19 protein-coding genes are annotated in these 22,221 nt (G+C 55.1%); 4 read left to right on the top strand and 15 right to left on the bottom strand.

The window, feature by feature from the left end:
- Positions 1 to 81 precede the first annotated feature (81 nt).
- Positions 82 to 1,968, top strand: coding sequence for an FAD-binding monooxygenase (locus tag QEP11_RS15485; RefSeq protein WP_284337544.1), 1,887 nt, complete (start codon positions 82 to 84; stop codon positions 1,966 to 1,968).
- A gap of 304 nt (positions 1,969 to 2,272) precedes the next feature.
- Here QEP11_RS15485 and QEP11_RS15480 read toward each other — a convergent pair whose 3' ends face one another.
- The 7 genes from QEP11_RS15480 to QEP11_RS15450 all read right to left on the bottom strand — a co-directional run bounded on the left by QEP11_RS15480 (position 2,273) and on the right by QEP11_RS15450 (position 9,260).
- Complete coding sequence (locus tag QEP11_RS15480; RefSeq protein WP_284337543.1) at positions 2,273 to 3,388, bottom strand: CaiB/BaiF CoA transferase family protein; 1,116 nt, start codon at positions 3,386 to 3,388, stop codon at positions 2,273 to 2,275.
- A 38-nt stretch (positions 3,389 to 3,426) separates the two neighbouring features.
- Positions 3,427 to 4,215, bottom strand: a complete 789-nt coding sequence (locus QEP11_RS15475) for an IclR family transcriptional regulator (protein WP_284337542.1) — start codon at positions 4,213 to 4,215, stop codon at positions 3,427 to 3,429.
- Between the two features lie 207 nt (positions 4,216 to 4,422).
- On the bottom strand, positions 4,423 to 5,229 hold the full coding sequence (locus tag QEP11_RS15470) for an SDR family oxidoreductase (RefSeq protein ID WP_284337541.1): 807 nt from the start codon (positions 5,227 to 5,229) through the stop codon (positions 4,423 to 4,425).
- A gap of 10 nt (positions 5,230 to 5,239) precedes the next feature.
- The gene (locus QEP11_RS15465; RefSeq protein WP_284337580.1) at positions 5,240 to 6,169 is read right to left on the bottom strand and encodes a Bug family tripartite tricarboxylate transporter substrate binding protein; all 930 of its coding nucleotides are present in this window, start codon (positions 6,167 to 6,169) and stop codon (positions 5,240 to 5,242) included.
- 174 nt (positions 6,170 to 6,343) lie between these two features.
- Entirely contained in the window at positions 6,344 to 7,108 is a 765-nt protein-coding gene (locus tag QEP11_RS15460) for a crotonase/enoyl-CoA hydratase family protein (protein WP_284337540.1), read from the bottom strand.
- Between the two features lie 157 nt (positions 7,109 to 7,265).
- Positions 7,266 to 8,033: an SDR family NAD(P)-dependent oxidoreductase gene (locus QEP11_RS15455; protein ID WP_284337539.1), complete on the bottom strand. Its 768-nt coding sequence runs from the start codon at positions 8,031 to 8,033 to the stop codon at positions 7,266 to 7,268.
- 48 nt (positions 8,034 to 8,081) lie between these two features.
- The gene (locus tag QEP11_RS15450) at positions 8,082 to 9,260 is read right to left on the bottom strand and encodes a thiolase family protein (protein ID WP_284337538.1); all 1,179 of its coding nucleotides are present in this window, start codon (positions 9,258 to 9,260) and stop codon (positions 8,082 to 8,084) included.
- A 209-nt stretch (positions 9,261 to 9,469) separates the two neighbouring features.
- Here QEP11_RS15450 and QEP11_RS15445 point away from each other — a divergent pair, with 209 nt between their 5' ends.
- The 3 genes from QEP11_RS15445 to QEP11_RS15435 all read left to right on the top strand — a co-directional run bounded on the left by QEP11_RS15445 (position 9,470) and on the right by QEP11_RS15435 (position 13,283).
- The gene (locus tag QEP11_RS15445) at positions 9,470 to 11,029 is read left to right on the top strand and encodes an AMP-binding protein (protein WP_284337579.1); all 1,560 of its coding nucleotides are present in this window, start codon (positions 9,470 to 9,472) and stop codon (positions 11,027 to 11,029) included.
- Positions 11,030 to 11,111: 82 nt separating this feature from the next.
- Entirely contained in the window at positions 11,112 to 12,254 is a 1,143-nt protein-coding gene (locus QEP11_RS15440) for an acyl-CoA dehydrogenase family protein (RefSeq protein ID WP_284337537.1), read from the top strand.
- A 42-nt stretch (positions 12,255 to 12,296) separates the two neighbouring features.
- On the top strand, positions 12,297 to 13,283 hold the full coding sequence (locus tag QEP11_RS15435) for a Bug family tripartite tricarboxylate transporter substrate binding protein (protein ID WP_284337536.1): 987 nt from the start codon (positions 12,297 to 12,299) through the stop codon (positions 13,281 to 13,283).
- Positions 13,284 to 13,828: 545 nt separating this feature from the next.
- Here the strand turns inward: QEP11_RS15435 and QEP11_RS15430 are convergent.
- The 8 genes from QEP11_RS15430 to cysD all read right to left on the bottom strand — a co-directional run bounded on the left by QEP11_RS15430 (position 13,829) and on the right by cysD (position 21,826).
- Positions 13,829 to 14,623 (bottom strand): SDR family oxidoreductase, encoded by a 795-nt coding sequence (locus tag QEP11_RS15430; RefSeq protein ID WP_284337535.1) that lies wholly within the window; start codon positions 14,621 to 14,623, stop codon positions 13,829 to 13,831.
- A 41-nt stretch (positions 14,624 to 14,664) separates the two neighbouring features.
- Entirely contained in the window at positions 14,665 to 15,144 is a 480-nt protein-coding gene (locus QEP11_RS15425) for an SRPBCC domain-containing protein (RefSeq protein ID WP_284337534.1), read from the bottom strand.
- A gap of 18 nt (positions 15,145 to 15,162) precedes the next feature.
- A complete protein-coding gene (locus QEP11_RS15420; protein ID WP_284337533.1) occupies positions 15,163 to 15,618 on the bottom strand; it encodes a nuclear transport factor 2 family protein in 456 nt (151 codons plus the stop codon).
- A gap of 127 nt (positions 15,619 to 15,745) precedes the next feature.
- Positions 15,746 to 16,360 (bottom strand): hypothetical protein, encoded by a 615-nt coding sequence (locus QEP11_RS15415; protein WP_284337532.1) that lies wholly within the window; start codon positions 16,358 to 16,360, stop codon positions 15,746 to 15,748.
- Between the two features lie 29 nt (positions 16,361 to 16,389).
- Complete coding sequence (locus QEP11_RS15410) at positions 16,390 to 17,577, bottom strand: sulfotransferase family protein (protein ID WP_284337531.1); 1,188 nt, start codon at positions 17,575 to 17,577, stop codon at positions 16,390 to 16,392.
- On the bottom strand, positions 17,574 to 18,683 hold the full coding sequence (locus QEP11_RS15405) for a DUF1214 domain-containing protein (RefSeq protein WP_284337530.1): 1,110 nt from the start codon (positions 18,681 to 18,683) through the stop codon (positions 17,574 to 17,576). Before QEP11_RS15405 ends, QEP11_RS15410 begins: the two co-directional genes overlap by 4 nt.
- 231 nt (positions 18,684 to 18,914) lie before the next feature.
- Positions 18,915 to 20,828 (bottom strand): sulfate adenylyltransferase subunit CysN, encoded by a 1,914-nt coding sequence (cysN, locus tag QEP11_RS15400; protein WP_284337529.1) that lies wholly within the window; start codon positions 20,826 to 20,828, stop codon positions 18,915 to 18,917.
- Positions 20,828 to 21,826: a sulfate adenylyltransferase subunit CysD gene (gene cysD, locus QEP11_RS15395; protein ID WP_284337578.1), complete on the bottom strand. Its 999-nt coding sequence runs from the start codon at positions 21,824 to 21,826 to the stop codon at positions 20,828 to 20,830. The genes cysN and cysD overlap by 1 nt, the downstream gene beginning before the upstream one ends.
- Positions 21,827 to 22,221: the final 395 nt, after the last annotated feature.

Raw genomic sequence — 22,221 nt, 5'->3', positions numbered from 1 at the left:
CCTAGGTCGCGTCAAAGACCATCGCCAAAATAATACGTGAACTGATTATTTGTTCACTGCCAATCCGTTTACGGTTCTATTATGCAATTTCACCTCCAAGGGTTTCGTCCCGGCGATCCTCACGTTCAAGATGCCAGTGCCTATGCCTATGCAGTCCCCAGCCACGTTGATGTCCTGATCGTCGGTTGCGGACCTGCCGGGTTGACGCTGGCAGCCCAGCTGGCGCAGTTTCCTGATATCCGCACGGCCATCGTGGAGCAGAAAGAAGGGCCTTTGCAACTCGGCCAAGCGGACGGTATCGCCTGCCGCACCATGGAGATGTTCGAGGCTTTTGGCTTTAGCGAGCGTGTGGTCAAAGAAGCATGCTGGATCAATGAAGTCACCTTCTGGAAACCAGATGCACAGGATGCCAACGCCATCACACGCCATGGCCGTGTACAAGACACGGAAGACGGCCTGTCCGAATTCCCTCACGTGGTGTTGAACCAGGCACGCATTCATGATTTCTATTTGGAAAGCATGCGCAATGCCCCCAGCCGCCTACAGCCTCACTATGGTCGCCGTGTGCAGAACGTGTGCGTTGACCGCAGCCTTGAATATCCGGTCACTGTCACCCTCGAACGTGTGGATGGCCCTTACACAGGCCATACCGAAGTTGTGCACGCTCGCTATGTGGTGGGCTGCGATGGTGCGCGCAGCAGCGTCCGCAAGGCCATCGGCCGCGAGCTGGTGGGCGACTCTGCCAACCACGCGTGGGGGGTCATGGACGTTCTGGCGGTATCGAACTTTCCGGATATCCGCCACAAAGTCGCAATACAGTCGGACAAGGGCAACATCCTGATCATCCCGCGTGAAGGCGGCTACCTGACGCGCTTTTATGTGGAGATGGACAAGCTGGGCGAAGATGAACGTGTGGCCCAGCGCGGCATCACGGCAGAGCAACTGATTGCCTCTGCGCAAAAAGTTCTGCACCCTTACACCCTGGATGTTAAGGAAGTCGCATGGTGGTCGGTCTATGAAATTGGCCAGCGCATTTGCCACCAGTACGACGATAGCAACACCGATGATGAAGAACCTCGCGTCTTCATTGCGGGAGACGCTTGCCACACCCACAGCCCCAAGGCGGGTCAGGGCATGAACTTCTCGATGCAGGACACCTTCAACCTCGGCTGGAAACTCGCCGCAGTGCTGCGTCACCAAGCCCAACCTGCGCTGCTGCGCACATACTCGGCTGAACGGCAGGTCGTTGCACAGCAATTGATTGATTTCGATCGTGAATGGGCGACGATGTTCAGTGATCGTGGCGGCGTTGATCCCAAAGTCTTTCAAAAATACTTTGTGCAACACGGCCGCTTCACAGCAGGGGTGGGTACACAGTACCAAGCTTCCCTGGTTTGCGGTGACACCACCCACCAGCACTTGGCGGCAGGCTATCCGGTGGGCATGCGCATGCATTCAGCACCAGTGGTGCGTGTCTGCGACGCCAAACCCATGCATCTGGGTCATGTCGCCAAGGCCGATGGCCGCTGGCGCCTGTATGCATTTGCCGGAGCTCAGGACCAGACACAGCGCGATCAAGGACTCCATGCCTTGTGCGAGTACCTGGCCCAATCACCTGATTCCCCGATCGTCAAATACACCCCCTCTGGCCAGGATGTGGATGCGATCTTCGATGTACGTGGCATTTTCCAACAGGCATCGCATGAAGTCGATCTGGAGCAGGTGCACCCGCTGCTGCGCCCACAAAAAGGACGCTATCAGCTACATGACCTGGAGAAGGTGTTTGCCGTGGATCTGAAGAACCAACAAGACATTTTTGCCTTGCGCAACATCAACCGTGAAGCAGGGGCCCTGGTAGTGGTGCGCCCCGACCAGTACGTGGCATTGGTCCTTCCCTTGAATGCCCATGCAGAACTCTCGAAATTTTTCGACAGTTTCATGCTGAGCCCTCAGGCTGCCGCTGCATAAAAAAGACTTCCGATGTATTAATCCATACCGCGCAAAGCAATACTTTTGCTGCCATCTTATGTTCGCAATGCCCGCTTACGCGGGCGTTGTCATTTTGGACCTTTGGCAGCCGTTGCAGCAGCCTGCATTCACCAGGGGTTGTGTGCCACAGCACAACAGAGCATCGCACCACGCTAAAGTGCTCGCTGCCAATGTCCAAACTTTGAATATGCTGTTGTGTTCAACCGCCCAGGCAAGAAGTATTCGCCGGGATTTTCTCGTGCCTTCACTGCTTACGGAACATCATTCTTTCGGCAATGCCCGTTCAACGCGCTAGCCATATTGCCGAAGAAGGGTCCGGTTGCGCCATGGCCTTCACTATTTCTTCTGTATGCTGTCCCGCCACGCACATCGCTCCAGGCTCATAGGCCTGGGCGTCAAAGCGGGGTGCCGGTGCAGCCTGCAAAGCGCCTTGTATCTCGCGGTAAACCTCCCTCGCTTGCATATGCGGGTGCTTCGATGCTTCCAGCGGACTCAGCACAGCGCCAAAGCATGCATCTGTGGGCTCGAGCAAATCTTGCCAGTACGCACGTGGCTGCGTCAGAAATAGTGACGCAAGACGGGCGCGGCGCATCGGCCACTGCGCCTTGTCCCATTGATCTCCGACAAAATCCGGATCGTGTGTCAACCCCAGAAGTTCGAGCAGCAAAGCATAGAACTGAGGCTCAAGGGCACCAACCGTCACGTAATGCCCATCCGCACAGACATAGGTGTCATAAAACGGGGCGCTATCGTGAATCGACTGCCCGCGCTCATCTTTGACCAGGCCAGATTGGCGGGCACTCAGCATCAGGTTGAGCATGTGCGCAGCACCATCCACGATCGCTGCATCCACCACAGTGCCGCGCCCTGTCGCCCTCGCTTGCAGCAGGCCCGAAAGCAGACCTGTCATCAAGTACAGTGCACCACCACCGATATCCCCTAAAACAGCGAACGGAGAAACTGGTCGCGCACCGGAGGGGCTGCACCCCCAAAGTGCGCCACTGACAGCGGCATAGTTGGTGTCATGGCCTGCTCGCTGCGCCAAAGGACCACTTTGCCCCCAGCCAGTCATGCGCCCGTACACCAGGCGTGGGTTGATGCGCATACAAACTTCAGGCCCAAGCCCCAAGCGCTCCATCACACCAGGCCGCATCCCCTCGATCAGGGCATCCGCCTCAGCCACCAAGGTCAATACCAGCTGTCGCCCCTCTTGCGTCTTAAGGTCCGCATACACAGAACGTTTGCCGCGATTGAGAATATTGCCTGTCACGCCCTGGGCTTTGCTTTCGCGGACCACCGAAATGACGTCCGCTCCCAAATCAGCCAGATGCATGGCACAGAATGGCCCCGGACCCAAGCCTCCGATCTCGAGCACTCTCACACTGTCAAGAACCTTCACGGCGACTCCTTAGTTATGTTGCTGATTAAAGGGCCTGGTTATGACAAGCCAGAGGTCCCCAATACGCTTTCTACCGAACGCACCAGGGTACGCAACCGAGGACCGACTTCGCTTTCCAGCTTGCCGCACAGAGGGCTGTAGACAGGCAATGTCACAGCAAACACCCACAACTCCCCATCCAGTGGTTTGGACATAGCCACGGCAATGGACTCCAGCTCGCGATGCAGATCACCATGGCTGCGGCAAAAGCCATGCTCTGCAAGGCTCTGGCGCGCATCATCAAGCCTTTGCTCCAGCCATGCTGCACGCTGTGGATCCTTGCTACGCATATCGTCAAGGTAAGCTTCTCGCTCCTGCGCTGGAAGCCCTAGGAGATAAGCACGGCCTGAAGCTGTGCGCGACAGTGACGTGTGCACACCAACCTCCGGCTGAAAAATGGAATTCCCCAGGCAATTGGCCTTCTCCACCAGGCAAAGCTCACTGCGAAATCCAACTGCCAGTTGAACCTGTCCTTCGGTCAGGTTGGCCAGCGCCTGCATTTGCGGGCGAGCCAGCTGGCGTAACGCCAAGCGCGTAAGCACCGGAGAAGACAGACTAAGCAGTCCAAGACCAGGCACGTATTTGGACAGTCTGTCCGAGTAGCGCAGCAGGCCCAGCTCGCACAGCGTTTCAGTCAAACGAAAAAGTGTTGGCTTGGGCAGACCGGTCAAGTCCATCAGCTCTTTAGCACTCAGTTCCTGGCATTTGCTGGAGAAGCAGCGTAATATGGAAACACCTCGGACCAGAGCACTGACAAGCTTGCTATCCGGTTCTGCATTTGCATTCATATCAACCTCAAAAAAACTGAGATTTTCACCTTTTTCTTCTTACTCCCGAATATGCACTCCAGCACGCATGACCCAGAGATGGGTACCTTGGAAGGCAGCACTTTGTCGCCAAGCCAAGTTGCAGACAACCTTTGAGCACCTCCCAAGCTCGCTGAAATTTTCAGCCCAAGGCTTGGCAGCCGCCTGGAAAGCAACCACATGCCCTGTCTACCCAGCGGCTCGAGGCACATAGGATGCGCGCATATCCCGCCCACCACGCAACGATGAGCCTCCATCCACAGGGATCACAGCCCCCGTGACGTAGCCAGCCAGCGGAGAGGACAGGAACAGCGCCATATGCGCGACGTCATCCAGCGTTCCCATTCTTTGCAACGGAACCGAAGCGACTGCCTTTGCAAGTGCTTCTGGGGACGGTGCCAGGCGACGCATCCCTTCCGTGTTCTCTATGGGACCAGGCGCAATCGCGTTCACTCTGATGCCGACTTCTCCCCACTCCATGGCCAACACGCGCGTCATCATGTCAATACCTGCTTTGGCGGCGCAGGCGTGCACCTGATACATCGTTGGATTGATACCTTGCGGGGCCGAGATGTTGATGACACTTGCATTGGGCTTTTTAAGCAGCGGATAGGCCAGACGCAGCACATGGAAGCTGCCGTTGAGGTCAATGTCGATCACGGTCTTAAAGCCATTGGGCGAAAGCTCTGCGGCAGGCGCAATAAAGTTCCCTGCAGCACCGGAAATCAACACATCGATTTCGCCAAACTGTGCATGCGCTTGACGTAGCGCAGCATCTACTGCGCCTGGGTCACGCACATCCGCGCTGATACCCATTGCCTGCGCACCCAATGCATGCAGACCATCCTGCGCTTGCTGCACTTTTTCGGGGGAACGGCTCATGACCGCCACGTTGGCACCCGCGCGTGCAAAAGCCTGGGCGATTCCGAGATTGATGCCACTCGTACCCCCGGCGACAAATACATGTTGGCCACGAAAGGAAAACGACTCAAGCATGACTCCTCCCTCAATCCAGTTGCAGCTTCTGACTACGGATCAATTCACCCCAGCTCAGCCGATCACGCTCCACCATCTTCGAGAACTGCTCTGGCGGCATCCCACCTGGACGGCCACCCAGCTCCTCGTAGCGTTTAACCACTACCGGATCCTGCAAAACAGCAATCAAGTTTTCGGTGAGCTTTTTGACCACATCTGGAGGTGTTTTCGCAGGCAGGAAAAAGCCCATCCACCCCACTTTGTCGAACTCCTTCAGACCCAGCTCAGTCATCGTTGGCACCTCAGGCAGTGCTGGCTCTCGAGTAGTGCTTGTCACTGCCAGCGGGCGCAATTTCCCGTCCTTGATATGGCTGAGCGATCCTGTGAGGTTGTCAAACATGAACTGTGTCTCACCCGCCACAATGGCCATGGTTGCAGGAGCAGACCCTTTGTAGGGCACATGAACCACATCCACATGGGCACTCTGGCGCAACAGCTCGCCCATGAGATGCGTGGTCTGCCCAACACCTGCTGACGAAAACGCGAGCTTTCCCGGCGTGCGCTTTGCCACGGCAATCAGCTCACCCACACTCTTGATGGGCGACTCCGCCGGAACAACCAGCACGTTGGCAAACGAGATCATGTCTGTCAGTGCAACGAAATCTTCTGCCTTGTAACTTAACTTCTGGTACGCGGTGTAATTGATCGCATTGGAGCCTGTGTTCCCCACCAGAACCGTGTATCCGTCTGGCTGGGCACGCGCCACGACGCCAGCCCCCAAAGAGCCTCCCGCACCGGGTTTGTTATCTACGATGACTGCTTGGCCTAGCCGCTCACTGAGCTTTTGTGCCATGAAGCGCACAGGCGTGTCTGTGGTACCGCCAGCCGCACCAGGCACCACAAAGGTGATGGGACGCTTGGGCCAGCCTGCATCCGCCCATGCATGCGAAGAAATTCCCATTGCAAACAAACTCAGCAGAAAACTGGCGCACACCTGTCGGCGTGTACTGTGACGTGAAGACGATGACATGTTTTTGTCTCCTCTTTTGTTAACGGCGCTACGACCTTCTTGCAGCCCACTACCAACTAAATCGCAATCTCCGATGGATAGCCGGACGATCCCAACTTTTTCACTTCAAACACCCTTCCAGACTGGCGCCCGCTTCTCTGCAAAAGCCGCGGCCCCTTCACGCGCATCCTGGGATGCGAATACAGGCGCAGTGATCGCTGCTTGCCTGTCGAACATCTCCGCTTGCGACCAGTCTGCCGACTCCAGCACCACACGCTTGCTGGCGCTCAACGCCAATGGCCCATTGGCAGCCACGCGCTGCGCAAGCTCCAAGGCAGATTCCAGCGCCTGACCGGCCTCAACCAGACGATTCACCAGACCATGTGCCATGGCACGTTCAGCACCCAGCATCTCCCCCGTCAAAATGCACTCCATAGCCAGGTGATATGGCAGGCGCTTGGGCAGACGCAAGAGCCCTCCTGCCACAGCGGCCAAGCCGCGTTTGACCTCGGGCAAACCAAACTTGGCACTTCTGGAAGCAACAATCAAATCGCAAGCCAGTACGGCTTCGAATCCGCCCGCCAAGGCATAACCTTCGACTGCGGCAATGAGAGGTTTGCTAGGCGGTTTTTGCGTCAGCCCCAAAAACCCCCTGCCCGCCAGACTGGGGCGCTTCCCCTGAAGAAAGCCTTTCAAGTCCATCCCCGCGCAAAAAGTGCCTCCTGCGCCGGTAAGGATGCCTACCTGCAGCGCCGGATTGCTGTCCAGCTCATCCAGCGCAGCAGCCAGCGCCTGTGCCATCTCCAGCGTGGCCGCATTGCGCGCCTCGGGATTACTCAAGGTCATGATCTGCACATTGCCGCGCACTTCTACCAATACTGTGGATGCCATAAATAATCCTCTCTCAGTTTCACCGTGTTGCAGTGCTGCCAGCCGTATGCCAAACAGGCACAGTCAATCTGCTAGGCCGTGCTATCGGCCGAGGGCACTCTTCATGCTGCAAAGCCATGCCGTGCAGGAGATATCAACGCTCACAGGGAGCGTTGCTTCAACGAGGCTGCATGCGGATAGCGCCATCCAGGCGGATGGTTTCGCCATTGAGCATGGGGTTCTCCAGGATGTGCAGCGCCGTCATCGCATACTCGCAAGGGTGGCCCAGGCGGGCAGGGTTGGGCACCGAGGCAGCCAGTGATCGGCGTACCTCATCAGGCAACTTGGACAGAATGGGCGTATCAAACAGGCCTGGGGCAATGGTGCATACGCGGATAAACTTGGAGGCAAGGTCACGCGCAGCAACAATGGTCATGCCAATGACGCCCGCCTTGGAGGAAGCGTATGGAATCTGCCCGATCTGCCCCTCGTAACCCGCCACCGAGGCCGTCAGCACACAAACACCGCGCTCGCCATTGTCGGGATCGTTCTTGGCCATGCTCACCGCCGCCAGACGTAGCGTATTGAAGGTGCCAATCTGGTTCACGCGGATGATGTTGATGTACTTCTCCAGCGACCCCGGGCTTCCATCCTTTTCAATCAGACGCACCGTCCCGCCAATGCCAGCACAGTGCACCAGCGCACGGAAGTTGCCAAAGCCTTCCGCAGCAGCAATAGACCTGCTCATCTGCTCGGCATCCGATACATCTGCCTTCACATAGCGCAAGCGGCCAGGGTACTGCTGCTCCAGCGCCATGCCTCGCTCATCATTCAAATCCACAATTACGACGTTCAGCCCACGCTCCAGCAACGCAATCGCTGAAGCTTCTCCCAGCCCCGAAGCGCCACCAGTGACAAGTGCTGTCATCCCTTGCTCTAGCTTCATATGTTTTCCTCTCGTGACTTTCCATAGCTACCGAAACACTGCGCACCATCACAGTCGTTCAATAATGGTTGCGTTGGCCATTCCCCCAGCCTCACACATGGACTGCAGGCCATAGCGCTGTCCGCTGTCTTCCAGAGCGTGAAGCATGGTGGTCATCAGGCGAATACCAGAAGCTCCCAACGGGTGCCCCAAGGCGATGGCTCCACCTCGCGGATTCAAGCGCTCACCGTCGGCCTTCAATTCCTTCTGCCATGCCAGCGGCACAGACGCAAAGGCTTCATTGATCTCGTAGTGCTGGATGTCTTCGAGCGTCATCCTTGCCTTGGCCAGAACCCGCTGCGTCGCAGGAATCGGAGCCGTCAGCATGTACAGAGGGTCATCGCCCACCACATCAAAAGCCACGAAGCGAGCCCGAGGCCGCAGCCCCAGCTGCAAAGCTCGTTGCTCACTCATGATGAGCATGGCGCTGGCGCCATCTGTCATCTGCGAAGCATTGCCAGCTGTCGTGGCCCACTGAATCTCGGGGAAGCGTCTGGAGAGTTCCTCGCTCTCAAACACCGCCTTCAAACTGGCAAGCTTTTCCACCGTGGTTCCGGGGCGAATGGTCTCGTCCATGGATACGCTGCCTGCACAGGTGCGGATTTCCACAATCTCACGCGTGAATCCACCGCTGGATTGCGCGGCATGGGCACGCTGGTGCGAACGTGCGGCATAGGTATCCAGCGCATTGCGCGACAGTCCCCACTTTGCTGCGACCAGATCTGCCGACACACCTTGCCCCACAAGGCCTGGCGCGTAGCGTGCATCAAAGCGTGGCCCTGTGATGCTTTTGCCCATGCGCGAACTCCCCATGGGTACGCGGCTCATGGATTCCACGCCGCAGGCAATCACGATGTCTTGCGTGCCCGCCATGATGGCCTGGGCTGCAAAGTGCACCGCCTGCTGGCTGGAGCCGCATTTGCGGTCAATCGTGGTGGAGGGCACATGGGTGGGCAAACCTGCCGCCAGCCAAGCCATACGGCCCGGTGTACCCGCCTGCTCACCGGACTGACTGACGCAACCACAGACCACATCGTCCACGCTGCCTGGGTCAATACGGTTGCGGGCGATCAGTTGCTCGAGCACCTGGGAAAGCAAATCGACCGGGTGGACATCAGCCAAAGCTCCATCAGCCTTTGCCCGAGCCATCGGACTTCGGATGGCATCAACGATGACAGGAATATTCATATCGCCTCCATACTTTTATGAGACCAATGATCCATTAAAAATAGTTTTGCCATCGTTTATTTGTAATTAAGAGCGTATTTACCCGATATTTTTAAAACAAAACGGCTGAAAGAATGATTTCATAAATTGTTTTATGGAACATCAAATCTGTCTTTGCAGATTGCGTTAAGCAACCAAGAGGACGCACCAAGGAGCAATGTGTGACAGGTATGCAGGACTTCTTTGGCCGCGCGGCAGCGGCACCCGAACGGGTGGTACTGGTCATGGCCGAGACCGGCGCGCACTTCACTGCAAGCGATGTGGCACACAGCGCTTTGCAGATGGCTCAATGGCTCCATGAGCAGGGGCTGAAACCGGGTGAACGTTTCGCGGTTCTTCTGGAAAACCGTGTGGAAATCCTTGCACTCACGCTCGCGGCCCGGCAAGCAGGCCTCTATGCGGCGGTACTGAGCACCCACCTCACGCCACCGGAGATTGCTTACATCGTGCAGGACTGCGATGCGCGATTGGTCATTGCCTCGCACAAGACACTCCCACAACTGTCGGCACTGCCAAACAGCAACCCAGTGCCACTCTGGACCGTCGACGATGCGACACCCCAAGCCCCGTCACTGAAGACAGCGCTGCAAGCCATCCACGTCTTGTCTGCCGACTTTTCCGATCGCCCTCAAGGCCGAGATCTGCTGTATTCATCCGGCACTACAGGCCGCCCCAAGGGCGTGCTCAAACCCCTGCTGTCAGCCCAACTGCGCGGCCACACAGACCCTGAAGCCCTCGGCCTGGGCCGGATCATGGGCATGGACGCCCATACTGTTTATCTCTCCCCCGCGCCGCTATACCACGCTGCACCCTTGCGCTATACGCTGCGTGTGCTGGAGCTAGGTGGCAAGGCCGTCATCATGGAGCGCTTTGATGCCGAAAACGCCCTGGCGCTGATCGAGCGGTACCGCGTTACCCACAGCCAATGGGTGCCCACCATGTTCAGCAGAATGCTCAAGCTGCCTGCGCAGCTTTGCAGCCGCTACGACTTATCCAGTCACCGCGTGGCCATCCATGCCGCAGCGCCCTGCCCGATTGATGTCAAGCACGCAATGCTCGACTGGTGGGGCGACATCCTGATGGAGTACTACGCAGGCTCCGAGGGCTGTGGCACGACCATGATCAGCGCTACCGAGTGGCGCCAGCGCCCTGGCTCGGTGGGCCGCCCAACCACTGGTAAGTTGCACATAGTGGGCGACGACGGACAAGAACTGCCCGCAGGCGAGATAGGGCAGGTGTACTTCTCTGATGGCGGGCAGTTCAGTTACTTGAACGACGAAGAGAAAACTCGCCAGGCCATCAATGAGCATGGCTGGATCACCTATGGCGACATTGGTCATGTAGACACAGACGGCTATCTTTTCCTGAGTGATCGCCGCGCGGACCTGATTCTTTCGGGCGGCGTCAACCTCTACCCACAGGAAATCGAAAACGCACTCATGCGCCACGCAGATGTGCAAGAGGTGGCCGTGGTTGGAGTTCCACACCCTGATTTTGGCGAGTACCCCCTGGCCGTTGTTGTGCTGCGTCCGCAAGCAGAAGCTTCGCTGACCACAGCACACGCAATCACCACCCAGGCCAGCCAGGTACTGGCTCGCATAAAGCTGCCCCAGCGCATGGTTTTCGTTGAAAGCCTGCCACGCCTGGAAACGGGAAAGTTGCTGCGTCGCAAGCTCAAGGAGCGTTTCCGCGAAGAGCCGCAGGCGGGCTTTGCAGTCAGAAGCGCATGAGCACCTCGCTCCTCGTTTCGTTCCATCCCCTCCACACCCACGCTTTGGCCTGACTGAGGCAATTTTTACGGAGACACAGACCATGCAAGACTTGATACACCGCACCGTTTACCGCGAAGACCATGAGCAATTCCGCGAGCAGGTACAGCGCTTTTTTGAAAAGGAAGTTGTGCCGTTTCACGCGCAATGGGAGCGCACAGGCATCGTCCCCAAGGAGGTATGGCGCAAGGCTGGCAGAGAAGGGTTGCTCAACACCATGCTGCCCGAGCCCTATGGTGGCGGTGGCGACTTCGGTCATGCCGCCATACTTATCGAGGAAGTCGGCCGCACAGGCGTTACAGGTCTTGGTTTTCCTTTGCACTCAGACATTGTTGCGCCCTACATCAATGCCTATGGCAGCAAGTCACAAAAGGACCGCTGGCTGCCCAAGATGGCTGCCGGTGAGCTCATCGGCGCCATCGCCATGACAGAGCCCGGAGCGGGCAGCGACCTGAAGTCCGTGCGCACCACGGCAACCCGTGAAGGCAACCATTACGTCATCAACGGCAGCAAGACTTTCATCACCAACGGCATCAACTCCGAAATTGTCATCGTCGTTGCGAAGACTGCTCCGGAGCTCGGTGCAAAAGGCGTATCGCTGATCGTCGTCGAAGAAGGAACACCAGGTTTCAGCAAGGGACGCAAACTGGAGAAGATCGGCCTGATGGCCCAGGACACCTCCGAACTGTTCTTTGACAACGTCAAAGTGCCTGCTGACAACCTTCTGGGCGAAGAGAACATGGGTTTCAAATACCTCATGCACGAGCTGGCCCAGGAACGCCTCGTGGTAGCCGTACGCGCCGCCATGTGCATCGAGAGCTTTCTGCAAAAAACCGTGGACTACACACGAGAGCGCAAAGCGTTTGGGCAGACCGTATTCGAGTTCCAGAACACACGCTTCAAGCTTGCAGAAGCCAAATCACTTGCCACCATGCTGCGCGTGTTCGTGGATGACTGCATTGGCCTGCACATGCAACGCGCCCTCACTCCCGAACGTGCAGCCATGGTCAAGCTCAATGCCACAAGGCTGCAGAACCGCCTGCTCGACGACTTTCTACAGTTGCACGGTGGCTACGGCTACATGACCGAGTATCAAGTCGGACGCGCATGGACTGACGCGCGGATCGGCCGCATTTACGGCGGTAGTGACGAAATCATGAAAGAAATCATCGCACGCACGCTGTAACGCGAACACCGCCATCACCCATCATTCAAAGGAGACACGGCCATGGCATTCACTCGGCGCACAGCCATCGCTTCCTGGCTTTCCCTGGTTGCACTCAGCACCTCGTGTGGCATGGGATATGCGCATGCACAGGAGGCCTACCCAAGCAAGCCCATGCGCATCGTTGTGCCTTACCCAGCGGGTGGCGGCACCGACATCATTGCGCGCTTGATAGGCACGCAGTTAACGCAACGCCTGGGCCAGCCTGTAGTGATCGAGAACAAGCCCGGTGCCAGCGGCATTCTGGGCAACGACACCGTCGCCAAAGCACCGGGAGACGGCTACACCTTGCTCATGGGCATCACCACAGTTGTGCAGATTCCAGCGCTCTACAGGAAAGTGCCCTACAAGCTCAGCGATTTGGCTCCCGTGTCTCAAATTGCCAGGTCTGCCGACCTCCTGATGGTGCCGCGCAGCTCTGGCATCTCTACACTGCAGCAGTTCGTGCAGCAGGCCAAAGCCGAGCCCGGAAAATTCAACTATGGCAGCTATGGCAATGCCACCTCATCGCATATGAATGGTGAGCGTTTCAAGCGAATGGCAGGCATTGATATCACGCATATTCCCTACCAGGGCTCAGGCCCAGAAATGGCGGCGCTGCTCGGCGCACAGGTGTCACTTGCCTTTGTCGACGCAACCGCTGCCTACCCGCATATCCAGTCAGACAAGATCAATATCCTGGCGATTACGGGGGCCCAGCGCCATCCAGCACTGCCAACTGTGCCCACCATGACTGAAGCTGGCTACCCTGGTCTGGGAGCCAATGGCTGGTTTGGCATGTTCTTGCCTGCCTCTACGCCCAAGCCCATTGTCGAAAAGCTGGGTACAGAACTCGCTGCCATCGTCAAGGCCCCAGAGCTCAACAAACGTTTGACAGAGATGGGGTTGATTCCCGTCGGCTCACTGCCTCAGGAGTTTCAGGCTCAGATAGACAAGGACGCCGCACACTGGAAGAGTGTCGCGGAAACCGCTGCAATATCCATGGATTGATGCAGCTTCACACTCCTGCCTTCTCAGAACGTGTTCAAAGTCCCCGAAGCAGGAGTGCCAAGAATGGCAGGTTGATGAACTGCAAGCCGGTGTTTGCCAGCTATTCCAGCTAATTAATGTCGTAAACACTGCCCTAGGATAGATGCGGCTTTCGAAAAGTTCAATTGAATCAGCTGCTCGTCTAAAGTCGTAAACACATACTTTTCCTCTCGAATGACAGATCGCAGCCGCCCCACATTGGTAATCCCTCATTTTTACTTGCCAGACGTGGAGTCAAAGATGCTATAGACAGTTCAGACCAGCAGCAGACAAGCTCGATTGTTGTTGTGAGTTGCACGACATCACGAGATTTGAATGGAGCCCTTCTGCGCGGTTGGTTTCTTGGGGGTGCACACCATGTGCACACTACCGTCTGTAGATGTGCAGTCTGTTCCTAGTTTTACGCCTCTTGAACACCACGGCAGTCAGGTTCACCAAAAAGAAAACCCATCAGCGCTTGCTTTTATGGGAAGTCTCTGCAATGCAACAACCCCTTTTTTAACCTATCAAGAGGGTAAATAGTGTCCACCGCTGACATCCAACTGAGCACCTGTAACCACACGTGCGTAATCACTAGCCAGATATAGCGCAGCATCGGCGCACTCTGCATCGTCTGGAATTTGGTGGCGCAAAGGAATTTGCTTGGCGATGACATCAACCACCGAGGCCAAGGGCAGGCTTAGGCGTTTGGCTTCAGCCTCGAAGTATTTTTTGACCGGTGTGCCCCACATCCAGCCGTTGTAGGTACTGTTCACCCGAATACCAAAGGGCCCCAGATCTTCCGCTAGATATTGCACTGCGGTTTTCAACGCACCCTTAGAGACTGCGTAACCAGCCTCCAACTGATTAGGACGGCGTGTCGCCATGGTGTTGATCATTACAATACTTCCATCTTTTTGTGCCTTCATCTGCGGCACCACGGCTTGGGTCATGTTCATTGAGCCATACAGATTGACTTCCATGACCTTGCGCCAATCGTCCATGGACGAGTTACTGGACGATGCCCACGCACCATGGGCATAGGCGGAGTTGATCAACGCATCAATACGGCCGAATTTCTTGACCGTCAATTCGGCCAGTCGCTTGCATTGCTCAGGCTTAGAAATATCGGTAGCCTCTTTCAGCACCTCACAGGTATAGCCCGCATCTCGGATGACCTTTTCAGTGTCATCGAGCATGGACTGAGTGCGCGCAGCCAGCACCACGGCCTTGGCTTGGTACTGTGCAGCACGCAGTGCCAGCTTGATACCCATGCCTGGGCCAATGCCAGAGATGATGACGACTTTGTCTTTCAACAGCATGTTTGTCTTCCTGTTTTGTTTTTTATGAAAATACGGGCGCCTTAGGCTGCCTGAGTTGCACCAGCTTGGTGCAAGGCTTCGGCACGCACTTTGAGATCGCGCGCCACTTGATCGAAAGCCATCTTTACCCATGCCCCGTGTTCGAACATGATCTTGTCTGCGTTTAGGCCTAAGAACTGATCCGTAGTGAAATAAGTGCAACGCTGCTCATCAATTGCTTCCACATATTGGTCACGGCGCGCAGCGTCTTTGTTTTCAGGGACAGGTCGCTGCTCCCAAGACAGCAATTGCTCGGGCTCGCAAGCGACCAGGTACTCATTGACAAGCCATGTTTCACCCGTGATCGGATGACGAGTTTGCATCTCTACCAAATCATTGATCTGCATGCCACAGCGGATACTGAAACAGAAGCTGTTCCATTCGCCGTACTTGTCCAAGTCTGTAAGCACTTCCCACACAAGGCTGGCAGGGGCATTGATTTCTACCTTGATGGAGGTGACGAGGTTGGCAGCTTTGGTCATAGACAGACTCCGGATGAATTAGTTGATAGGCTTGGAAGTAATTTTCAATTGCTCGCTTAATGGCTGCAGCGTCTCCAGCAAGGTCTTGTAGCCAGTTTCTGCAATCCGCCATCCGCCATCCCTCTTGACGTAGCGGTCTTCGTAAATCGCCCCACCATTCATGTGCGTTTTGTCATCGAGGTTGATGAATACATAGTTCAGATACCAAAGCCCACTCGCTTCATCGCCGTTGACCTCAATTTCAGGTGTATGGCCGTTGTGCATGGCCAAGCGCGTTTTAGTGAATGACGTCTTGTAAAAATCCAGTGTCTTGTCTAAGCCTTCCAGGTGGAATTCGTAAGCAGGGCTTTTAAAAGCAAGCTTAATATCGGGAGTCAGTATGTTCCGCAACATTTCCAAGTCGCAGGTATCTATAGCACGGAAGTACCGCGCCTTGAGTTGCTTGATCAGCTCAATGGCTTCAAGATCCAACATTCATTTGTCTCCTAGTAATAATCGTCAGTTTTTAATTACTGGCTTGGTAAAAACTGGTGAGCACGCAGTCCAAAGAACTGAAATCCATGAAGTGACAGGCAGAATCCGATAGCGCTTGCTCGCGCTCTTACAACAAATTCGCGTCGCCTTGAGCACCATAGAAACCATCCAAGCTGCCAATAGCATCGGAGGGGTAGTGCTCCTCCACAATGGCGTGGATCAGTTGGGCCTGAGGTGTCAACGACTCCACCACGATGTTCTGGCGACAGTCAAAAATCGACTGCAGCGCATACGCATTAAAAGCATGGCAGTCACGCCAGTAGTACATCCACTGCGCAAGCTCCAGCCATGCTGGGCGCTGAAACAACGACTCTTGGCACATCCCCGGCGTACGCTGCCCTATCGCAACGTCTGCCTGCACTTGGGCTCGCCGCATGCTTCGCTTTTCTGGATACGGTACAAATTCATGCACGTGGTAGGCATGTAACCGTGCAGCATGCTTTTGCAAAGCAGCTTGAACAGGGTCGAGCATGTTGCTTTTATCCAGCCACAGACTCACCATGCCCATCAAGGGATCTGCACTGGCTGTCATGCACTGTGCAGCCACTTTATCTACATCGGCATCTACCACCATCACGCTCACCTGCGTGGCATCTATGCGCGCCAAGCTGCCCCCTAGATCCACCAATGCGTCACGCCAGTAAGTGACAGCAAGCCCTTGGGGTTTCCAAAGGCTGAACATGATTTTTTCCATAGGAAAGCCTGACTGTCTCAGTCAGCCGCTTTCAAGTGGCGTGCACGGTAACTGGCGTAATCCGCCTGCATTTGCTGCTCGCTCAAACCAAAGACCTCTAAGCTGTAATCATGGCTAGAACGCTTTTCGCGGCCATTGTTGTTGATCCATTGCTGCGCAGCGGCGCGGGCCTTGTCTGTGAACGGAAGCTCCGCAAATTCATACACACGCTCCAGCACTTCCATTGGCTTGGACACGGTGTCCGCGAAATGGATATCCATGAAACGCGCCTCATTTCCGCTGTCACGTACCTTCATGGTGTGGCGGATCCCTCGCGCCATGCGGGTGTTCCACTGTTTGCCTGCAGACTTCGCATCAGGTGAGTCGCTGTAGATCTGCCACAGCGTATATGCCATGCTGGACATCGACGGAATGGTTTGTGCAGGCTCACGGTGGGTCAGCATGACCTTCGCTTTCGGAAAAACGCTCAACAGAATATCTATCGTGTGCAAATGCTGAGGCGCTTTAAGCAGCCAGCGCTGACTCGGTGCTTCGCCACGCTGAGCCTTTTGCCACTGCAGAAACTGCAGCATCTTTTTCAGCAGTGTGTATACAGGTCGCAAGTCTTGCTGATCAAGCCAAGTGGTGTAGCTGGGAACGTCCGCATAAGCGTCCATGGCGCACAAAAAGGAATGCTCCATCAACATGAACTCTTCATCACACAGCATGGCATCCAGCGGATGAATGGACAGAATCTGTGGAATAGCTTCCACCATTTGTGCAACTTCAGCCTTTGCTTGGCTGATGCGCTGCACCGGCTCTTTCAAAGACTCGCCAGCTAGCGGTGCAGGGTAGCGAGTTTCCCACCAAGCTGCTGAGTAAAAGCGTGAATCGACTGCCAACGTGCGCTGCAGCATGGTCGTGCCAGTACGTGGCAAGCCCACGATGACCAGCGGATCATCGATCTCCATCTTCGCAATTTCTGGGAAGCGCTGGAAGTAATCTTCCACGATCAAACGATTGGCCAGTTGGCTCACCAAACGCTCTCGCATCAGGACAATACCCGTGGTGGACAGTTTGGCTTCTGTATTGAGCGACTTTGTGAGCACTTCCAATGCTTGTCGATAGTTATCGTCACCGAAGTAATCTAAGCCTGCGGCTCTTTCGCGCGCTGCTTGCAGCAATTCATCAACGTCGAGTGCTTGAGAAATGGAGGATGCATTCATACGGTTTCAGCCAGTTGTTCAATAGAAATCAGCTTCGTAGTGGGGTGACACTGGTCTTTGGCACCAACCCATCGCAGGCACATGGTGCCTTGGCGCACACCGGCGGTTTGCAGCCAGTTGGGGACCCCGGGGTCGCGCTCGCTTAGCACCAGCGTTACGCCCCCATTCGCGTCATAGACCGCCTGATGCTTGTTAATGCAAATCTGGTGATAGCGGTAATCCAGCGATTCCATCCAGTAGTTGTTGATTTGCAGATTCCAGAAAGAGCAATCCGGAACTTTGTCGACATGGATGATCAACGCCTCATCTTCCTTGAGCGACCAATGCGAGTGGTAGTAGTAGATGTTGGGATCACCACCCGCTGCTTGGCAGTGCGCTTGATCAGCCGGTGGCAATTCATTGCTATGGGGCAGATAGCTTTGTGCCCAGTCTGCGAATATTCTGGAGGTGCTTTCGACAAAGCTGGAAGCACGCTGCAATGCCTGCACAAACTTCACAGGATCGAGCGGACCTGGCTTGTCTTGGGTGCCAACACGCTCAATCGTCAACTTGGCAGGCACTTCCGTTTTTCGATCCATAAATGTCTGCCGCACCAGCACGGATACAGAGGCCTCTTCCATGGGCAACCAGTTACCGGGCTGTGGTTCCTTGCTGAGGATCAGCTCAAAGTTGCCATGGGCATCTGTCTTCAGTTTGGAGGCATCGATAAATCCTGTGACGGTCATCTTCCCGTCCGTCTCATAGCCACCCTTTTGGGTACTGATACTCAAATAGGACACCGTACCGCGATTGCCGTAGATACGGTAAGTCAGTTCTCCTCGAAGACGCGCGTACTCATAAATGTTATCGGGATTGTCTGCACCGATCTTGGCAGTCTCATGCGAGGTTTTGAAGAAGCTGGGGAATTCCGGATCGGCAAACTCCACATGCATTTCGAGTGCAATACGCAGCAGCCTGCTCAGGTAGCGAAATCCTTCGGCACGAATAGCCGGGTCTGCTGGTGTCTCCAGACGCAGAATCTGCTCGCCGCAGCGCTTGAGGTGATCGCAAAATTCTGCCCAAACTTCTCCAGTAAGTAGCTTTTCATTGATCTCTTGATGTTCCATGTTCTGACTCTTTGATAAGAGCCTGCGACTAGCTTGCTCACAGGCATTAAGCCCCGTTAACACCACCCTTGATACGTCGTTGCTTTGCCTTGCCGTACGTCAGTACTTCCTGCGGCTTCGCGCCTCGTCTCAATCGCAAAACTTCGATTTGGTGGTTGGTGTTCGCGGCTCTAAGAGAGAAACCAGCGCGCCGCTCTTGAAAGATGCGACGCGCACGCTGTTGGAGAGTGCTTACCCGCTCACACCGATGATGCCGCGAGCAGTTAGCTCGGCAATGATCTTGTCCACCGCTTGTTCTGCAGTCATATTTGTGGTCGAAATATGAATATCAGGTTGCGTGGGCACTTCGAACGGAGAATCAATACCAGTGAAGTTCTTGAGTTCACCGCGTCGAACCTTCTTATACAAACCCTTCGGATCGCGCTCTTCAGCAATGCTCAGCGGAGTATCGATAAAAATTTCTAGAAACTCGCCTTCATTGACCAGCTTACGAGCCATGTCTCGCTCTGCTTGGAACGGAGAAATAAACGCGGTGATGGTGATCAAACCTGCATCCACAAACAGCTTGCCCACTTCTGCAACACGTCTAATGTTTTCCACACGGTCAGCATCCGTAAAGCCCAAATCTCTATTTAAGCCATGACGCACGTTGTCACCATCCAGCAAATAGGTGTGACGACGCAGCGTGTACAGGCGTTTTTCGAGCAAATTGGCAATGGTCGATTTACCAGCGCCTGACAGGCCTGTGAACCACAACAGAGCAGGCTTTTGACCAAGGCATTCAGCACGTGCTTTTTTATCGACATCCACATGTTGCATGTGAATGTTGTCCGATCGACGCAGCGCAAAGTCAATCAAACCAGCGCCCACCGTCGCATTGCTGAGACGATCAATCAGAATGAAGCTGCCCGTTTCGCGATTGTCTTGATAAGAGTCGAAAGGAACTGGCTGGCTGGCAGACATATTGCAGACACCAATCTCATTGAGTGCCAATTCCTTCGCCGCCAAGTGCTCCAACGTATTCACATTGATTTTGTACTTTGGCGCAGCAAACGTGACCGGAATAATCTTGCCTCCGATTTTCAGCAGATAAGGGCGGCCACCCAACATAGGCTGCTCATGCATCCAGATCAGTGTGACTTGGAATTGGTCAGCCACGTCCGCAGGCGAGTTAGCCAAAGCAATCACATCGCCTCGGCTGCAGTCCACCTCGTCCGTCAATGTCAGAGTAACGGATTGACCTGCCACCGCCTGCTGCAAGTCCCCATCTTGCGTGACGATTCGGGCCACCTTGGTAACACGGCCGCTAGGCAAAATACGGACTTCATTGCCGGGGTGCACTTTGCCACCTGCAATACGGCCTGCAAAACCACGGAAATCCAAGTTGGGGCGGTTGACCCACTGAACAGGCATGCGGAACGGCAGTCGCTGCTGACGAGCCTCATCGACCTCCACCGTTTCCAGATAACCCATCAAAGTCGTGCCGTGGTACCAAGGCATGTGCTCGCTGCGCTCGGTGATGTTTTCACCGCGCAAAGCAGACATCGGAATCGCAGTGATGTCCTCCAGACCGATCTTTTTGGCGAACTCGCGATAGTCGGCAGCGATGTCGTTGTAGACCTTCTCGGAGTAGTCCATTAAGTCCATCTTATTGACGGCCAGCACAATCTTGCGAATGCCAATGAGCGAAGCCAAGTAGCTGTGGCGCTTGGATTGGGTGAGCACGCCACGGCGTGCATCAATCATGACGACCGCCACATCTGCTGTCGATGCACCAGTGACCATATTGCGGGTGTACTGCTCATGACCCGGCGTATCAGCCACGATGAACTTGCGCTGGTCTGTCGAGAAGAAGCGGTAAGCCACATCAATCGTGATGCCTTGTTCGCGCTCTGCAGCCAAGCCATCCACCAGCAGTGCAAAGTCCAGGTCACCGCCTTGAGTACCGACCTTTTTAGAGTCTACGACCAGCGCATCCATCTGGTCTTCAAAAAGCATCTTGGATTCATACAGCAAGCGGCCAATCAATGTACTCTTGCCATCATCCACACTGCCACAGGTAATGAAGCGCAACAGGCTTTTTTGCTCGTGTGTCTTCAGATATTTCTCGATATCTTCGGAAATCAGATCAGATACGTGTGCCATTAGAAATACCCCTCTTGTTTCTTCTTCTCCATAGATGCTGCCGAGTCGTGATCAATCATGCGACCTTGTCGCTCGGAAGTGCGCGTCAACAGCATTTCCTGAATGATCTGTGGCAGCGTATTGGCATCAGACTCCACAGCACCGGTCAGTGGATAGCAGCCCAAAGTACGGAAGCGCACATTGCGAATCATGGGTACTTCACCACTCCTCAGTGGCATCCGATCGTCATCCACCATTAGCAACGTACCATCGCGCTCAACCACCGGACGAGGTGCTGAGAAATACAAAGGAACGATTGGAATATTTTCCAAATAGATGTATTGCCAGATGTCCAGCTCTGTCCAGTTAGACAGAGGAAACACGCGGATCGACTCACCTTTGTTCTTGCGTGTGTTGTAGAGACTCCAAAGCTCTGGGCGCTGGTTCTTCGGATCCCAACGATGCTGATCCGAACGGAACGAAAAAATACGCTCTTTGGCACGCGACTTTTCTTCGTCGCGGCGGGCACCGCCAAAGGCTGCATCGAAGCGATACTTGTCCAAGGCCTGCTTCAGGCCTTCGGTCTTCATAATGTCGGTGTGCGTTTGCGAGCCGTGCTTAAATGGGTTGATACCCATTTCTACGCCATCTGGGTTGATATGCACCAGCAAATCCATACCCAGCTTGGCAGCCATCTGATCGCGGAAGCGATACATTTCCTGGAATTTCCAGGTGGTGTCCACGTGCAGCAATGGAAAGGGTGGCTTGGCAGGATAAAACGCCTTCATGGCCAAGTGCAGCATGACCGCACTGTCCTTGCCAATCGAATACAACATGACAGGGTTGTCGGCTTCGGCAACCACTTCGCGCATGGCATGAATGCTCTCGGCTTCTAACCGTTGCAAATGCGTAAGCAGCACAGATTTCTCCTTGGTTTTCTGTTTCTGAGGCCTTGCACTGTAGAAGTCGCCTTCTTCAATTTTTTGAGCGATTTGATGTTTTAGAAGCACCTGCGTCATGCTCGCCATAGGTGGCAACGCCTGCGACACCAGGGTTTGTTCGGAGATTTTTTTTTGACTTTTTATCTTGCCCCTGCCTTGCTGTGCTGCTTGTTGTTCTAGGGACCTTTTCAGACTGGCCATTTTGTTTTCAGCAGGTAAGTGAAACAGGCGCAACTTGTCCCACCTGTCACACGTCAGCGAAGAAAATGTCGCAGCACGCTGCCATTGCATGGCCGGGAGCAACGCAAAAATCTTGCGTTCAGCGGAACGCCCCAGCCTGTCGAAAAAATCTTCTAAATGCATCGCCCGCAGGCTTCCCTCATAGGGCTGCCACAGCACAGTCCCGCGGTTATTGACTGCACGCAAAATGCCATGGCGCAATCTCCCTGGGCAATTGTTGTGTGCGCCAAAGT

Origin of the sequence: Comamonas halotolerans, from assembly GCF_030162935.1 — a bacterium.
GTDB lineage: Bacteria > Pseudomonadota > Gammaproteobacteria > Burkholderiales > Burkholderiaceae_C > Comamonas > Comamonas halotolerans.
Note: the sequence above shows the minus strand (reverse complement) of the source record. Positions and strands in the feature narration are given on the sequence as shown.

Coding starts and splice junctions, on each gene's coding strand:
- QEP11_RS15485 (WP_284337544.1), top strand. CDS start 82: ATGCAATTTCACCTCCAAGGGTTTCGTCCCGGCGATCCTCACGTTCAA.
- QEP11_RS15475 (WP_284337542.1), bottom strand. CDS start 4,215: ATGAATGCAAATGCAGAACCGGATAGCAAGCTTGTCAGTGCTCTGGTC.
- QEP11_RS15470 (WP_284337541.1), bottom strand. CDS start 5,229: ATGCTTGAGTCGTTTTCCTTTCGTGGCCAACATGTATTTGTCGCCGGG.
- QEP11_RS15465 (WP_284337580.1), bottom strand. CDS start 6,169: ATGGGAATTTCTTCGCATGCATGGGCGGATGCAGGCTGGCCCAAGCGT.
- QEP11_RS15460 (WP_284337540.1), bottom strand. CDS start 7,108: ATGGCATCCACAGTATTGGTAGAAGTGCGCGGCAATGTGCAGATCATG.
- QEP11_RS15455 (WP_284337539.1), bottom strand. CDS start 8,033: ATGAAGCTAGAGCAAGGGATGACAGCACTTGTCACTGGTGGCGCTTCG.
- QEP11_RS15450 (WP_284337538.1), bottom strand. CDS start 9,260: ATGAATATTCCTGTCATCGTTGATGCCATCCGAAGTCCGATGGCTCGG.
- QEP11_RS15445 (WP_284337579.1), top strand. CDS start 9,470: ATGCAGGACTTCTTTGGCCGCGCGGCAGCGGCACCCGAACGGGTGGTA.
- QEP11_RS15440 (WP_284337537.1), top strand. CDS start 11,112: ATGCAAGACTTGATACACCGCACCGTTTACCGCGAAGACCATGAGCAA.
- QEP11_RS15435 (WP_284337536.1), top strand. CDS start 12,297: ATGGCATTCACTCGGCGCACAGCCATCGCTTCCTGGCTTTCCCTGGTT.
- QEP11_RS15430 (WP_284337535.1), bottom strand. CDS start 14,623: ATGCTGTTGAAAGACAAAGTCGTCATCATCTCTGGCATTGGCCCAGGC.
- QEP11_RS15425 (WP_284337534.1), bottom strand. CDS start 15,144: ATGACCAAAGCTGCCAACCTCGTCACCTCCATCAAGGTAGAAATCAAT.
- QEP11_RS15420 (WP_284337533.1), bottom strand. CDS start 15,618: ATGTTGGATCTTGAAGCCATTGAGCTGATCAAGCAACTCAAGGCGCGG.
- QEP11_RS15415 (WP_284337532.1), bottom strand. CDS start 16,360: ATGTTCAGCCTTTGGAAACCCCAAGGGCTTGCTGTCACTTACTGGCGT.
- QEP11_RS15410 (WP_284337531.1), bottom strand. CDS start 17,577: ATGAATGCATCCTCCATTTCTCAAGCACTCGACGTTGATGAATTGCTG.
- QEP11_RS15405 (WP_284337530.1), bottom strand. CDS start 18,683: ATGGAACATCAAGAGATCAATGAAAAGCTACTTACTGGAGAAGTTTGG.
- cysN (WP_284337529.1), bottom strand. CDS start 20,828: ATGGCACACGTATCTGATCTGATTTCCGAAGATATCGAGAAATATCTG.
- cysD (WP_284337578.1), bottom strand. CDS start 21,826: ATGACGCAGGTGCTTCTAAAACATCAAATCGCTCAAAAAATTGAAGAA.